Below are 14822 nucleotides of genomic sequence, written 5' to 3'. Positions count from 1 at the left end.
CGACACAGAGCACTCACTAGAGCACCCCATGAAACTCAAATTCACCAAGATGCACGGCGCCGGCAACGACTTCGTGGTCATCGACGCCATCAGCCAGCCGATCGACTTCACGCCCGCGCAATGGAAACAGCTGGGCGACCGGCGCTTCGGCGTGGGCGCGGACCAGATGCTGGTGGTGGAGAAGCCGACCCAGCCGGGCTGCGACTTCCGCTACCGCATCTTCAACAGCGACGGCGGCGAGGTCGAGCAGTGCGGCAACGGCGCGCGCGCCTTCGCCAAGTTCGTGTCGCAAAAAGGGCTGACCGACAAGCGCAGCATTTCAGTGGAAACCATGGCCGGCATCATCGCGCCGCGCCTGGAAGAGAACGGCAGCGTGACGGTGGACATGGGCGCGCCGGTGCTGGAGCCGGCCCGCGTGCCGTTCGACGCGGACGGCCTGGACGGCGTGGCCGAGGGCCGCGACACGCTGTGGCCGCTGACCCTGGAACTGGGCGGCGAAAAAGAAACCGTGCTGGTATCGGTGGTGTCGATGGGCAATCCGCACGCGGTGCAGCTGGTGGCCGACGTGGACAGCGCGCCGGTGGAGCTGACCGGGCCGCTGATCGAGCACCATCCGCGCTTCCCGCGCCGGGTCAACGCCGGCTTCATGCAGCTGCTGACCCGCCAGCACGTGCGGCTGCGCGTGTTCGAGCGCGGCGTGGGCGAAACGCTGGCCTGCGGCACCGGCACCTGCGCGGCGGTGGTGGCCGGCATCCGGCGCGGCCTGCTCGATTCGCCGGTGACGGTGGAGGCGCGCGGCGGGCAGCTGTCGATCGCCTGGGCCGGCGAAGGCCAGCCGGTCTATCTGACCGGCCCGGCCGTGACCGTGTTCGAAGGCGAGATCGAGATCCAGGATCCCGCCGCGGGCGCCTAGAAACCGGGCGCCAGCCCGGCCGCCGCGCCGCCCTGGCCCGCCGCCTCCGCCTCCGGCAGCCAGGTCTTCAAGCGGTACAGGCGCTGGCGGTAATTGCCTTCCGGGCCGTCCAGGCCGGCGTCGACGTTGTCGAACAGGCGGCCGATGCGGTCCAGCGCGTGGCGCTGCTGGGCATTGCGCACCAGCACCAGGCGGCGCTTGCCGCGCCCGTAGCTGGCGCGGATATCGACCACCAGGCAATGGCCGCGGTCGGCCGCCTTCACATCCAGCAGCAGCGCCTCGGCCCGGCTCAGGCCGAACCATCCCGCCAGTTCCACGCGCGCCGCCAGCAAGGGCTGGCTGTTCAGCAATTCCCGGCTGACGCCCGGCAGGCTGGCGGCCCAGCCGCCACCGTCGGTCAGCGGCGCGATGCGGCGCAGCGCCGCCTGCGCTTCCCCGCTGCCCTGGGCGGCTGCCTTTTGCAGCCAGTACGCGGCGCGCACGTCGTTTTCCTCGCCGCCGCGCCGGGTGCGCCAGGCGTGGATGCCGCATTCGAGCTGCGCCGCGCTGTGGCCCATGTCGGCCGCGCGCTCCAGGCAGGCTTGCGCTTCGCTCACGCTGCGCTGCGAAAATTCCGGTTTGATATAGATGCGCGACAGCGCGAACCACGCGTCGGCCAGGCCCTGCTCGCCGGCCTGGGTCAGCCAGCGGATGGCGCGCTTGAAATTGACGGCCGGAATGCCCTCGCGCAGCCGCTCGCCTTCCCGGTTCATGCGCGCGAACCACAGGCCCAGCGCCAGCTGGGCGGTACGGTCGCCGCCGTGCGCGGCCAGCTCGCGGCAGTGCAGCTCGGTGCCGTCCGGCTCCAGGCCGGCGTCGGCGTCGGCGTAGGCGTCCAGCTGGCCCAGCGCCTGGGCGCAGCGCGCCAGCAGCTGCACCTGCTGCGGCGCGGCCTGCCAGCCGGCGTTGCGCGCGGCCTCGGCATCCGGCGGCGCCGCGCGCAGCAATTGGCGCACCAGCGGCAGCGCCTGCTCCAGGAAGGCGGCGCGCGACAGCTTGCCCCAGGCTTCGTCCAGCGCCACATAGGCCAGGCTGTTGACGGGGATGGGCGCCGCCGCCGGGACCGGGGCTGGCGGCTGGGCTGACGGCTGGGGGCGGGCTGGTGCGCCGGGGCCGGCCTGGGCCGGCGCCCTGGCCGCCTGCGCCGGCTGCTGCTGGGCCAGCAAGCGCAGCGCCTCCGGCAACCCGGCCCGCACCGCCGCGTCGAGTGCCTGCATGGCCTTGGCGCGCAGCGCGCCGTGGGCGCTGGCCGCCGCCACGCCAAGCGCGCCCAGCGCACCGAGCGCGCCGGCCGCATCGGACTCCCCGGGCGGCGCGCTCAGCACCAGCTGCGCCAGCACCAAGCCGGCCGGCACCACGCCGGCCTCCCAGGCGCGTTCATACCAGGGCAATACCGCTTCGCGGCTGTGCTGTGCGTATTCGTAGCCGACATGGCTGCCGATCAGCCGCCACGCTTCGTCGCGCCCCTGGATGGCGGCGCGGTGCAGCCAATGCAGGGCGGTGGGCGGGCTTTGCGGCAGGCTGGCGCCGCCGAACAGATACAGTTTCCCCAATGCCAGCTGGCACTGGGCGTCTCCCGCGCGCGCCCCTCGGATCATTACTAGTTCTTCACGATTTGCCATCGTTCCACTATTAATATGATTCATTCAAGAAAACGCAGCGTCTTTGCCGCGCCGGCCATAGACCGGGTGGCTTGCTATTTGGTTGATCTTGCCACATTCCAACAATCACAGTAAGGCCAAGTGTAGTTTTCATACCAATCGGATTTACAGCCAATTGCTAAGTATTTGATATTGCTCAACTATTGCGGGGCGGTTGCGCGTGTACGCTGAACCCCATGCCATTAACTAAACGAAAGGAAATCTTGCCGAAGCGCATGCAATGGACAGCTATTCAAGCGTTTCAAAAATACAACAAGAAACCACATTTTTTTGGCTTTCGACCAATACTAACCCTCATAATCGACCAATCCTTCACGGTAGGCGCAGCCAGCAATTAAGGTTTAGACCAGATGAGTGTCGAGTGCACTTCGCGATTTCGCTCTTTGATCGATGAACTAATAGTTAACTAAAAGGAAGAACAAATGAAAAAATCATTAGTGGCCCTGGCACTCATGGGCGCCTTCGCTGGAGCCCATGCGCAATCATCCGTCACTATTTACGGCACGCTGGATGCCGGCGTTTCAAAAACCACCGGCACCACCGCCCAGATCGGCAAACGCGACAACAACAAACTCGGTTTCCGCGGCGTGGAAGACCTCGGCAACGGCCTGAAGGCGCTGTTCCACCTGGAGATCCGCTACGAGCCGGACACCGGCACCATCGAGAACACCGCCGGCACCAACAGCCGTCCGCTGTTCCAGGGCCAGAGCCGGGTCGGCCTGCAAGGCGACTTCGGTACCGTGCGCCTGGGCCGCGGCCTGACCCCGTTCCAGGAAACGTCGACCGCTTTCGAACCATGGAGCGGCGTGCCTGCGGTGGCCGGCTACCAGACCAACCTGCAAGTGGCCGGCTACACCAGCGATCCGCTGGCGCCGCCGGGCTCGTCCGGCAACCGCTTCTCCAATGCGGTCTGGTACAACACCCCGGTGATGAACGGCTTCCAGCTGAACGTGGCGGTGGCCGCCAAGGAATCGCTGGGCAACACCACCGCCATCATCGGCCGCGGCACCGCGCTGGCGCCGCAGTACACCGTCAACTCGATGGCCTCGGCCAACCCCTTCGGCGCCAGCGCCACCTACACGCTGAACCAGTTCGCCGCCTACGCCGCGTATGAGCGCAACGCGATCGAAACCAAGCTGTGGTCGGTGGGCGCGTCGTACAAGCCGATGCCGGCCCTGAAGCTGATGGCCTCGTACCAGAAGCAGGACATGGACCACACCATCGTGGCCGGCGCGGCCAACCACGAAACCGACGCCTGGCTGGTGGGCGCCAACTACACCATGGGCCCGGGCAAGCTGCTGCTGGGCTATGGCCAGAAGTCGCCGGACCGCATCCTGAAGACCAAGCAGGCCTCGATCGGCTACGAGTACAACATCTCGACCCGCACCTATATCTACTTCGACCTGTCGAACCGCAAGATGCCGGTGCCGGCCGCCGTCACCACGCTGAACGACAGCTCGGTGAACCACTACTCGGTCGGTATCCACCACAACTTCTAATGCGCAAGCAAGCCCGTGCATAGCAACGAACGGACCTGGCAACAGGTCCGTTTTTTTTGCTTTGTGACTTTTTCGCAACTCCGGATCAATCAGCAACATAGCTTTCTGTACAAGGCTGGATAGCCGTGTCATATTGGTTGCACCTAATTAGTACGCACGTACTATTTTGAGAATAATAAAAAAACAACTCAATCTTTTGGAGACTGCATGAAAACTAAACTGCTCGCAGCGGGTATTGCCGCCTGTTTCGCCGTGCCTGCCATGGCCCAATCCTCGGTCACCATCTACGGTATCGCCGATGCCGGCGTGATGTACGTGAAGAACGGCGGCCAGGACGCCAAGACCAAGCTGGTCAGCGGTATCGCCGACGGCTCGCGCCTGGGCTTCCGCGGCATCGAGGACATGGGCGGCGGCTACAAGGCCATCTTCAACCTGGAAGCGCGCGTCGAGCTCGACACCGGCCGCCAGCAAACCGGCAACCTGAGCAGCAACCCCACCTTCGCGCTGACCGAAGGCCTGAACTTCACCGTGCCGGCAGCGGCCGGCGGCGCGGCCACGGCCGAGAAGCTGCGCGCCGGCGTGCAAGCCGCGCTGAACCCGGCCATCAACGTCAACATCAACGGCGCCCTGTTCGACCGCACCTCGATGGTCGGCCTGATCACGCCGGTGGGCGCAGTGCTGCTGGGCCGCATGTACACCCCGGGCTACGAAGTGCTGAACGCCGGCGACGTGTTCGAGTCGGGCACGGCGGCCGGCTGGGGCGGCATCGTGGGCGGCACCGGCGGCCTGCTGACGGCCGGTATCGCGATCCGTTCCGACAAGTCGATCCAGTACCGCATGGAACTGCCGAACGGCCTCAAGGCGTCGGCCATGTACGGCACCGAGAAATCGGGCTACATCGGCATGGACAAGCGCTCGTGGGGCGCCAACGTGCGCTACGTGGCCAACGGCTGGGACGTCGGCCTGGGCCACAACCACGGCACCGACCAGGTCGGCGCGCGCGGCCTGGTGACCACCACGCTGGCCGGCTCCTACGCCTTCGACAACTGGAAGCTGTTCCTGGGCACCCACAAGCAGAAGAACGAGAACTCGGTCATCATCCGCTACGCGGGCGACCTGCTGGCGCCGACCTTCGCCGCCTTCCCTGCTCCGCTGAGCACGCTGCTGGCCGGCCAGGCCAACGCCGCGCTCAAGCGCAACTTCCTGCTGGACGCGATCAGCTACCAGGTCGGTTTCCACTACAAGGTGGGCGCGGGCCGCATCATGGCGTCCGTGGTGCGCCAGGACGACAAGCGGGCCGACGCCAGCGACGCCACCCAGTACGGCATCGGCTACGACTACAACCTGTCCAAGCGCACCGACGTGTACCTGGTGGGCGCCTACATCAAGAACGAGAACGACGGCCAGTACGCGATCGGCGCGGCCAGCGCCTCGGGCGGCTTCACCTCGAAACCGGGCGAGTCGAGCAAGGGTATCCAGATCGGCATGCGCCACCGCTTCTAAGCGCGGCGGGGCCGCTGCACGCCACACCGAAAGACGCCTGCGGGCGTCTTTTTTATTGGCGCCTCGGTTAGAATGGCGCTTGCCTCTCCACCACACTTACGCTGAAACAATGGATTCCACCGCCGTACTGCAATACCTGACCGACCATCCGCACTTCTTCGAAGAGCACGCCAGCCTGCTGGGCGAGGTCAAGCTGTCCAGCCCGCTGACCGGGCGCGCCGTTTCGCTGCAGGAGCGCCAGATGGAAGTGATGCGCGACAAGTACAAGGCGCTGGAACTGCGCATGGCCGAACTGTCGCGCCACGCCAAGGAAAACGAGACCATCGCCGGCCGCTTCCACAGCTGGACCCAGGCCCTGCTGCAAGTGCGCCAGGACGGCGCCATGCCGCGCGTGCTGGCCGACAGCCTGAAGAGCAGCTTCCACGTGCCGCAGGCCACGCTGCGCCTGTGGGGCGCCAAGCCGGAATACGCGGACCAGTGGTTCACCAACGGCGCGTCGGATGACGCGCGCATCTTCGCCAACAGCCTGATGGCCCCGTACTGCGGCGCCAACAACGACTTCGAAGCGGTGCGCTGGCTGGAAGACGCGGGCCACGTGCAGTCCACCGTCATCATCCCGCTGCGCAAGCCGGGCGCGGCCGCGCCGGGCGGCAAGAGCGCCACCTTCGGCCTGCTGATCCTGGGCTCGCCAGATTCGGAGCGCTTCACCTCGCTGATGGCGACCGATTTCCTGGTCCACATCGGCGAAACGGCCAGCACCGCGCTGGCCCCGCTGCTGGCCTGAGGCCGCCATGGGCGAGCGCGGCAAGGCCGAGTGGGCGCACGCTTACCTCGAGCAGCTGCGCACCCAGCGCAAACTGTCGCCGCACACGCTGGACGCCTACCGGCGCGACCTGGCCGAGCTGGCCGCGCTCAGCGGCGAAACGGCGTGGAACGCGCTGGCGCAGGCCGACCTGCGCCGCTACGCCGCCCGCCTGCACGGCAAGGCGCTGGAGCCGCGCTCCATCGCCCGCAAGCTGTCCAGCTGGCGCGGCTTCTTCGACTGGCTGGCCGGGCAGACCGCGCTGGCCGCCAATCCCGTGCAGGGCGTACGCGCCCCCAAGCGCGCCAAGACGCTGCCCAAGGCGCTGTCGGTGGACGACGCGGTGCGCCTGGTGTCGGCGCCGGCGCGCCTGGCTTCCTCCGGGCCGGGCGCAGCGCCCGAACCGGCCGAGCTGTGCAACCGGGCCATGTTCGAGCTGCTGTATTCGAGCGGCTTGCGGGTGTCCGAACTGGCCGGACTGGACCTGCACTACAGCAAGGACGCGCTGGGCTGGCTGGAACAGGGCAACGCCGACGTGACCGTGCTGGGCAAGGGCGGCAAGCGCCGCACCGTGCCGGTGGGAAGCGCCGCCATGGCCGCCATCGCGGCCTGGCTGGCGGTGCGCCCGGCGCCGGCCGACGGCAGCGCCGCCCTGTTTACCAGCGCGCGCGGCAGCCGCGTGTCGGCGCGCGTGGTGCAGCTGCGCCTGAAGGCGCACGGCCTGGCCACCGGCGCGCCCTCGGCGGTGCACCCGCACATGCTGCGCCATTCCTTCGCCTCGCACGTGCTGCAGTCCTCCGGCGACCTGCGCGCGGTGCAGGACATGCTGGGCCACGCCACCATCGCTTCCACCCAGGTCTACACGGCGCTGGACTTCCAGCACCTGGCCCAGGTCTACGACCAGGCCCATCCGCGCGCCAAGATTAAATAGACTATGTAAAGTAAGCATGCGCTGCGTCAAGGACGGCGTTTGGCCGCTTTGACAAAATTCCGGCATAATCGCTCGATCCCGGCCCCCAGGGGCGCTCAACTACTGATCGGCAAGCTGACATGGCAATGATACCCACCACCATCCTCACCGGTTTCCTCGGCGCGGGCAAGACCACCCTGCTCAACCGTATCCTGCAGGAAAGCCACGGCATGCGCATTGCCGTCATCGAGAATGAATTCGGGCAGGAAAACATCGACAACGAGATCCTGGTGCAGGACAGCAAGGAACAAATCGTCGAGATGAACAACGGCTGCATCTGCTGCACCGTGCGCGGCGACCTGATCGTGGCGCTGTCGAACCTGGCGCAAAAGCGCGCCGCCGGCGAGCTGCACTTCGACCGCGTGGTGATTGAAACGACCGGCCTGGCCAACCCCGGCCCGGTGGCGCAGACCTTCTTTATCGACGACGAAGTGGGCAGCCACTACATGCTGGACGCCATCGTCACCGTGGTCGACGCGCGCCACGCCATGCAGCAGCTGGACGACAACGAAGAAGCGCAGCGCCAGGTGGGCTTTGCCGACAAGCTGCTGCTGTCCAAGACCGACCTGGTGGACCAGGCCGTGCTGGACCAGCTGCTGCCGCGCCTGAAGCGCATCAACCCGCGCGCGCCCATCAGCCAGTCCAACTTCGGCAGCGCGCCGATTTCCGAGGTGCTGGACCTGAAAGGCTTCAACCTGAACGAGAAGCTGGAACTGGACCCGGACTTCCTGGCCGCCGAAGAACATGACCACGACCACGGCCATGAGCACGACCACGAGCACGGCGAACACTGCAAGCACCCCAGCCACGCCCACGACCATCACCACAGCCACCACGCCGACGACATCGCTGCCTTCGTCTTCAAGAGCGCGCGCCCGTTCGACAGCGCCAAACTGGACGAATTCCTTGGCGGGCTGGTCGATGTGTACGGTCCTCGCATGTTGCGCTACAAAGGCGTATTGTTGATGCAGGGCGCCGAACGCAAGGTGGTATTCCAGGGCGTGCACCAGCTGATGGGCAGCGATCTGGGCGCAAAGTGGGCCGAAGGGGAAGAACGTGGCAGCAAAATGGTATTTATTGGCAAAAATCTACCGAAAGACATCTTTATTCGCGGATTGGAACAATGTTTGGTATAAACTAACCGGGTTTTGTGGGGTGCCGGTTAGCAACTAGGTAACGACTTAGGTGCCGGCGCGGTTGCCGAGTTCATCGCGCAACTGATAAATTTGAAAACTCTGTCGTATCGAAGGTAAGCGAAGTGATGACTAAAACTAATAAATCGACCCCCGCCGCTATCGAAGAAGTCCGCCTCCTCACGGAAGAAGAAATTCTGAAGATGGGCGAAGCAGACTACATGAACCCGGCGCAAATGGCATTTTTCAAGGCCAAGCTGCAAGCCCTTGAAAAAGAGCTGCTGAAGAATGCCGGCGAGACGACCGAACACCTGCGCGAAACCGTGCTGGTGCCGGACCCTGCCGACCGTGCCACCATCGAGGAAGAACACGCCCTGGAACTGCGCACCCGCGACCGCGAGCGCAAGCTGCTGAAGAAAGTGCAGCAATCCATCGTCGCCATCGATAACAACGAATATGGCTGGTGCGAAGAGACTGGCGAACCGATCGGCATTCCGCGCCTGATCGCCCGTCCGACCGCCACCCTGTCGCTGGAAGCACAGCAGCGCCGCGAACTGAAGCAGAAGCTGTACGGGGACTAAGCAACCGCCCGGCTGCCTCCGCAGCAGCCGCCCCGGCGCATGGGCGCAGGCGGACGGCTCACCTTAAAAAAAGCATGCAGGCAAGGCCGCATGCTTTTTTTGTTTGTGCCTTGCTCTTCGGCTACACTAGGAGACCAGCATAGCGAGGAATGCCGTGGGCCTGTTTTCCCTGTTCAAGAAAGGCAAGCCGGACGCCGCCGCCCCGGACGGCGACGACGATGCCGCGCGCCTGGCCGCCAACAGCGAAGCCCAGCGCGCCGCGGCCAACAGCCAGCTGCAGCGCGACATCGCACGCGCCACCGCGCTGAAGATCGACGCCATCGAAGCGGCCATGGAAGCGGACATCTTCAACATGCCGGAGCCGGCCTGGGGCAGCCGCCCGCCGCGCCCGGCCCTGTCCGCGCCGGCCGCCGCGCACCTGGCCGCCGGCGACGCCGACACCCCCGCCACCCTGCCCCTGCTGGACGCCAGCACCACCGAGCTGCTGGCCGACGACGAGATCCCGGCCCCGGTGGCGGCCGACGCCACCGCGCCGGTGGTGGAGGAAAGCGCCATCCTGTACGCCAACGGCCAGGCCGCCATCGCCGTGCAGATGCTGAACGGCGCGCTGGCCGAAGCGGCCGCGTCCGGCCAAGGCGCGCAGCAGGACCGCACCGTCTGGTGGCTGCTGTTCGACCTGTACCAGGCGCAAGGCCGGCAGGAACTGTTCGACAGCCTGTCGATCGACTATGCCAGCACCTTCGAAACCTCGCCGCCGGCGTGGCGCGGCGCGGCGGCCGGCGGCGAGGGCGGCAACGGTGCGGCGGCCGCCCGCGATGGCGCCGCCTATGCCGGCGTCACGCCCGCGCTGTCGTTCGGCCCGGCGCTGGACGGCAGCGCCGCCGCCATCCTCGCGCGCCTGCCGGCGCTGGACGCCGCCGCCCCCCTGCGGCTGGACTTGAGCCGCGTCGCCAGCGCCGACGCCGACGGTTGCGCGCTGCTGCTGGCGGCCCTGCAACACCTGCAGAAGCAGGGCCGCGAGCTGATCGTGGTGGCCGCCGCCGAGCTGGCCGCGCTGCTGCAGGCCGGCCTGCAGGTCGGCCGCCGGGAAGACGGCGCCGCGCCCTGGCTGCTGCTGCTGGAACTGCTGCAGCTGCTGAACCGCGAAAAGGACTTCGAGGAAAGCAGCATGGACTACTGCGTCACGTTCGAAGTGTCGCCGCCGCCGTACGCCCCGCCGGCGCCGCGCCAGGTGGCCACGGCCGCGCGCCAGGCCGCGCCGGCGGCCGCGGCGGCGTCCGACCGCTTCATGCTGCCGCCCGTGGTGGAGGCCAGCTGCGGCGCCCTGCTCGACGCCATCGGCGCCTATGCCGAACAGTACCCGGCGCTGATCTTCGACTGCTCGCGCCTGGCGCGGCTCGACTACGCCGCGGCCAACCAGCTGCTGGCGCGCCTGCAGCAACTCGCGCCGCACGGCAGAAGAGTAGAATTCCGGGAAGTGAACCATCTGGTGGCGGCGCTGCTGCGGCTGCTGGGCTACGCCGGGCTGGCGCGCATCTTCGCCCACAAGTACTAGGCCGCAGCCGCGTCCTTGACTGGACCGTCTTGCAATTGTCCGGCCAGACCCCATGTCAGGGGCTGGCGCCTTGCGCGCATTGAACGTCGAGCGTCATTACATTGAGGTCAACATGGAACAATTTCACGGCACCACCATCCTGTGCGTGCGGCGCGGCAGCCAGGTCGCACTGGGCGGGGACGGCCAGGTAACGCTGGGCAACATCGTCATGAAGGGCACGGCCCGCAAGGTGCGCAAGCTGTACCAGGGCAAAGTGCTGTGCGGCTTTGCCGGCGGCACCGCCGACGCCTTCACGCTGCTGGACCGCTTCGAAGCGAAGCTGGAAAAACACCAGGGCAACCTGCTGCGCGCCTCGGTCGAACTGGCCAAGGACTGGCGCACCGACCGCGTGCTGCGCCGCCTGGAAGCGATGCTGCTGGTGGCCGACGCCACCTCGACCCTGGTCATCACCGGCAACGGCGACGTGCTCGAGCCCGAGAAGGGCATCGGCGCCATCGGCTCCGGCGGCACCTATGCGCAGTCGGCCGCCCTGGCGCTGCAGGAAAACACCGAGCTCACGCCGGCCGAGATCGTGAAGAAATCGCTGACCATCGCCGGCGAGCTGTGCATCTACACGAATATGTCCCACATTATCGAAACGCTGGACGGGAAAGCAGAATGAATATGACTCCGCAAGAAATCGTCGGCGAACTCGACAAGCACGTGGTTGGCCAGGGCAAGGCCAAGCGCGCCGTGGCCATCGCGCTGCGCAACCGCTGGCGCCGGCAGCAGGTGGAAGAGCCGCTGCGCCATGAAATCACGCCGAAGAACATCCTGATGATAGGCCCGACCGGGGTCGGCAAGACCGAGATCGCGCGCCGCCTGGCCAAGCTGGCCGACGCGCCCTTCATCAAGATCGAGGCAACCAAGTTCACCGAGGTGGGCTATGTGGGGCGCGACGTCGACACCATCATCCGCGACCTGGTCGACATCGGCATCAAGCAGACCCGCTCGGCCGAGATGGCCAAGGTGCGCGCGCGCGCCGAGGACGCCGCCGAGGACCGCGTGCTGGACATCCTGCTGCCGCCGCCGCGCGATTTCGGCTTCGCCAACGCGGCCCCGGCCGAGGACGGCAAGCCCGACACCACGCGCCAGACCTTCCGCAAGCGCCTGCGGGAAGGCGAGCTGGACGACAAGGAAATCGAGATCGAGCTGGCCGACACGGCGCCGCAGATGGAAATCATGGCCCCGCCCGGCATGGAGGAAATGACCGAGCAGATCAAGAGCATGTTTTCCGGCATCGGCGGCGGGCGCAAGAAGGCGCGCAAGGTCAAGATCAAGGAAGCGATGAAGCTGCTGCTGGACGAAGAGGCGGCCAAGCTGGTCAACGAAGACGAGATGAAGCAGAAGGCGATCCAGAATGTGGAGCAGAACGGCATCGTGTTCCTGGACGAGATCGACAAGATCGCCTCGCGCTCGGAGATGGGCGGGGCCGACGTGTCGCGCGCCGGCGTGCAGCGCGATTTGCTGCCGCTGGTGGAGGGCACGACGGTGAACACCAAGTACGGCATGATACGCACCGACCACATCCTGTTCATTGCGTCGGGCGCCTTCCACCTGGCCAAGCCGTCGGACCTGATACCGGAGTTGCAGGGGCGCTTCCCGATCCGGGTCGAGCTTGAATCGCTGTCGATTGCCGACTTCGAGCGCATTTTGACGGCCACCGACGCCTGCCTGACCAAGCAATACGAAGCGCTGCTGGCCACCGAGGGCGTGACGCTGGCGTTCGCGCCGGACGGCATCACGCGGCTGGCCGAGATTGCCTACCAGGTCAACGAGCGCACCGAAAACATCGGCGCGCGGCGGCTGTACACGGTGATGGAAAAGCTGCTCGAGGAGATCTCGTTCAGTGCCAGCGAAGGCGGCGCGCAGACGCTGACGATAGACGCCGGCTATGTCAATGCGCGGCTGGACGCGCTGGCGGTCAACGAAGACCTGTCGCGCTACGTGCTGTAAGGCAAGAGGGGGGGAACGATGGCAAACAAGGCATTGGCGACGCGGCAGAAAATGCAATTCCGCGTCGAACCCTCGCAAAAGCCGCGCAACCCCTACGCGGCGCTGGCCAAGAACCGCGCCGCCGGCCCGCACGCCAAGCCGGTCTCGGCCCAGCGCCAGGCCGCCAAGGCCGCCCTCAAGAAAATCGACCCCGCCAAGTCCGACGACTAGCGACCTGAGCCGCATTACGCCTTACTTCGGGGTCAGACCCCGAAGAGGGTCGAATGCGGCTCAGGCCGCTTGGTGAAAACACCGGATTCCCACCTCGCCAACTTGCGCTAATGCATGGGGCGACTTGCTGTGCCCTATGGTGGAGCGGACTGAGCCGCACTCGGGGTCTGACCCCGAAGTTGGGGGATGCGGCTCAGCTTGCTTATCGGGTTCCGCTGACGGGGGTGGGCATTTGGGGGGGCGGCTGCGGCGCCGGGGGCGCGGGGGGCGGGACCGGCTGCAGTTGCTGTTGCACCGGCGGCATCGGCAGCGGGGCGGCGGTGGCGCTGGATGAGCTGGCGCTTTCCGGCGGCGGCAGGTCGAGCCGCTTCTGGATGCCGCCTTCGGACAGCACCACGTACAGGCCCTGCACTTCCTGCACCTTGACATTGCTGGCCACTTCGGCGCCCACCGGGTAGGCCTTGGCCGCTTGGCCGTCGACCGCGATGATGGCCACGCTGCCGCGCCCGTTGGCGGCAGCCACCACGCCGCGCAGCTGGTAGTTGCTGGCGGCGGCGACGGCGATGTCGCCGCCGAACAGGTTGCGCGCGGCCGCCACCGACGCCTCCGGCGGCGCCTGCATCGGCACGGCGGCGAGCGCGCGCTGCTCGGGTTTGAACAGCAGCATGCCCCAGTAGGCGCACGAGGCGGACACGGCCACCACGGCTACAAAACTTGCTACGACAGGCAATCGATTCATATCAGTGCACCAGCTGGTTAATTTCAATAATCGGCATCAGCACCGCCAACACGATCAGCAGCACCACCACGCCCATGGCCAGGATCAGCGCCGGTTCCAGCAGCCCGGCGATGGTCAGCGTGCGCCGCTCCAGGTCCGCTTCCTGCGCACTGGCTGCGCGGTTCAGCATGGCCGGCAGCTCGCCGGTGATTTCGCCGGCCCGTATCATGTGGATCAGCATCGGCGGGAAGTGCTTCTGCGCCGACAGCGCGCGCGCCAGGCTGACGCCCTCACGCACCGCGTCGCTCGCCTCTTCCACCAGCTGCTGCATGGCGACGTTGGTCAGCGTGTCGCGGCTGGTTTCCAGCGCGCGCAGGATCGGCACGCCGGAACCGGTGGTGATGGCCAGCGTGCTGGCAAAGCGCGCCGTGTTCAGGCTGCGCTCGAATTTGCCGTACAGCGGCGCGGTCAGCAGCCAGGTGTGCCAGCGCGTCTTGAGCGCGAGGTTCTGCAGCGCGCGCCGCCACGAGAACCAGGCGCCGATCAGCAGCACCAGCACGATCAGCCCGTAGTTGCGCACGAAGTCGGACACGGCCAGCATGAGCACCGTCAGCACCGGCAGCTTTTGCTTGGTGTTGGCGAACACGGAGACGATCTGCGGCACCACGTAGGTGAGCAGGAAGATCACGATCGAAAACGCCACCACGGTGACGATCGCCGGGTAGGTGAACGCCAGCTTGACCTTCTGCACCAGCGCGTTGCGGCGCTCGATGTAGTCGGCCAGGCGGGTGAGCACGCGCGACAGCTGGCCAATCTGCTCGCCCGAGGCCACCAGTGCGCGGTAGATTTCGGCGAAGTCGCGCGGATGGCGCGACAGCACTTCGGACAGCGCGGCGCCGCCGATCACTTCGGAGCGGATCGAGGCGATCAGGTCGCGCACGTAGGGCCGCTCGGCCTGCTCCAGCAGCGCCGAGAAGGCTTGCTCGAGCGGCAGGCCGGCTTCCAGCAGGCTGGCCAGCTGGCGCGTAAACAGCGCCAGCTCGGTGGTCGACAGGCGCTCGCCGAAGCCGCGCCGCGTGGTCTTGCCGCTGGCGTCGACCTGGGCCGAGATGGCTTCCACCTTGAGCGGCGTGAGGCCTTGCGCGCGCAGGTCGGAGCGGGCCGAGCGCGGGCTGTCGGCGTTGACCACGCCCTTCCTGGTGGCGCCGCCGGTGTCGACGGCTTCGTAGCGGAATGCGGGCAT

At 66.8% G+C, this 14822-nt stretch carries 14 protein-coding genes; 11 read left to right on the top strand and 3 right to left on the bottom strand.

The window, feature by feature from the left end:
• Positions 1-28: 28 nt before the first annotated feature.
• Positions 29-913: a diaminopimelate epimerase gene (gene dapF, locus AC6H42_RS00300; RefSeq protein WP_057158405.1), complete on the top strand. Its 885-nt coding sequence runs from the start codon at positions 29-31 to the stop codon at positions 911-913.
• On the opposite strand, the gene AC6H42_RS00295 is transcribed toward dapF, so the two are convergent.
• A complete protein-coding gene (locus tag AC6H42_RS00295; RefSeq protein ID WP_373888208.1) occupies positions 910-2550 on the bottom strand; it encodes a tetratricopeptide repeat protein in 1641 nt (546 codons plus the stop codon). The two genes, dapF and AC6H42_RS00295, sit on opposite strands and share 4 nt — an antisense overlap.
• Before the next feature lie 485 nt (positions 2551-3035).
• Between AC6H42_RS00295 and AC6H42_RS00290 the strand changes: the two genes are divergently transcribed.
• From AC6H42_RS00290 to AC6H42_RS00245, 10 genes are all read left to right on the top strand, one after another.
• Positions 3036-4112: a porin gene (locus AC6H42_RS00290; RefSeq protein WP_057158408.1), complete on the top strand. Its 1077-nt coding sequence runs from the start codon at positions 3036-3038 to the stop codon at positions 4110-4112.
• Positions 4113-4319: 207 nt separating this feature from the next.
• A complete protein-coding gene (locus tag AC6H42_RS00285; RefSeq protein WP_497547119.1) occupies positions 4320-5615 on the top strand; it encodes a porin in 1296 nt (431 codons plus the stop codon).
• Positions 5616-5724: 109 nt separating this feature from the next.
• Positions 5725-6399, top strand: coding sequence for a DUF484 family protein (locus AC6H42_RS00280; protein WP_057158410.1), 675 nt, complete (start codon positions 5725-5727; stop codon positions 6397-6399).
• A 7-nt stretch (positions 6400-6406) separates the two neighbouring features.
• Positions 6407-7348: a tyrosine recombinase XerC gene (locus tag AC6H42_RS00275; RefSeq protein WP_057158411.1), complete on the top strand. Its 942-nt coding sequence runs from the start codon at positions 6407-6409 to the stop codon at positions 7346-7348.
• Positions 7349-7467: 119 nt separating this feature from the next.
• Positions 7468-8523: a CobW family GTP-binding protein gene (locus AC6H42_RS00270; protein ID WP_497547118.1), complete on the top strand. Its 1056-nt coding sequence runs from the start codon at positions 7468-7470 to the stop codon at positions 8521-8523.
• Between the two features lie 125 nt (positions 8524-8648).
• Positions 8649-9101, top strand: a complete 453-nt coding sequence (dksA, locus tag AC6H42_RS00265) for an RNA polymerase-binding protein DksA (RefSeq protein WP_056401310.1) — start codon at positions 8649-8651, stop codon at positions 9099-9101.
• 154 nt (positions 9102-9255) lie between these two features.
• Positions 9256-10656: an STAS domain-containing protein gene (locus AC6H42_RS00260; RefSeq protein WP_497547117.1), complete on the top strand. Its 1401-nt coding sequence runs from the start codon at positions 9256-9258 to the stop codon at positions 10654-10656.
• 112 nt (positions 10657-10768) lie between these two features.
• Entirely contained in the window at positions 10769-11317 is a 549-nt protein-coding gene (gene hslV / locus AC6H42_RS00255; RefSeq protein ID WP_057158414.1) for an ATP-dependent protease subunit HslV, read from the top strand.
• On the top strand, positions 11314-12651 hold the full coding sequence (gene hslU, locus AC6H42_RS00250) for an ATP-dependent protease ATPase subunit HslU (protein WP_057158415.1): 1338 nt from the start codon (positions 11314-11316) through the stop codon (positions 12649-12651). Before hslV ends, hslU begins: the two co-directional genes overlap by 4 nt.
• Positions 12652-12669: 18 nt before the next feature.
• Entirely contained in the window at positions 12670-12861 is a 192-nt protein-coding gene (locus tag AC6H42_RS00245) for a hypothetical protein (protein ID WP_057158416.1), read from the top strand.
• Positions 12862-13063: 202 nt separating this feature from the next.
• On the opposite strand, the gene AC6H42_RS00240 is transcribed toward AC6H42_RS00245, so the two are convergent.
• Together AC6H42_RS00240 and gspF are read right to left on the bottom strand one after the other, a co-directional pair.
• On the bottom strand, positions 13064-13600 hold the full coding sequence (locus tag AC6H42_RS00240; protein ID WP_157201182.1) for a type II secretion system protein N: 537 nt from the start codon (positions 13598-13600) through the stop codon (positions 13064-13066).
• Position 13601: 1 nt separating this feature from the next.
• Positions 13602-14822: a type II secretion system inner membrane protein GspF gene (gene gspF, locus AC6H42_RS00235; RefSeq protein ID WP_057158418.1), complete on the bottom strand. Its 1221-nt coding sequence runs from the start codon at positions 14820-14822 to the stop codon at positions 13602-13604.

This window comes from Massilia sp. NBRC 108631 (genome assembly GCF_059704565.1).
Note: the sequence above shows the minus strand (reverse complement) of the source record. Positions and strands in the feature narration are given on the sequence as shown.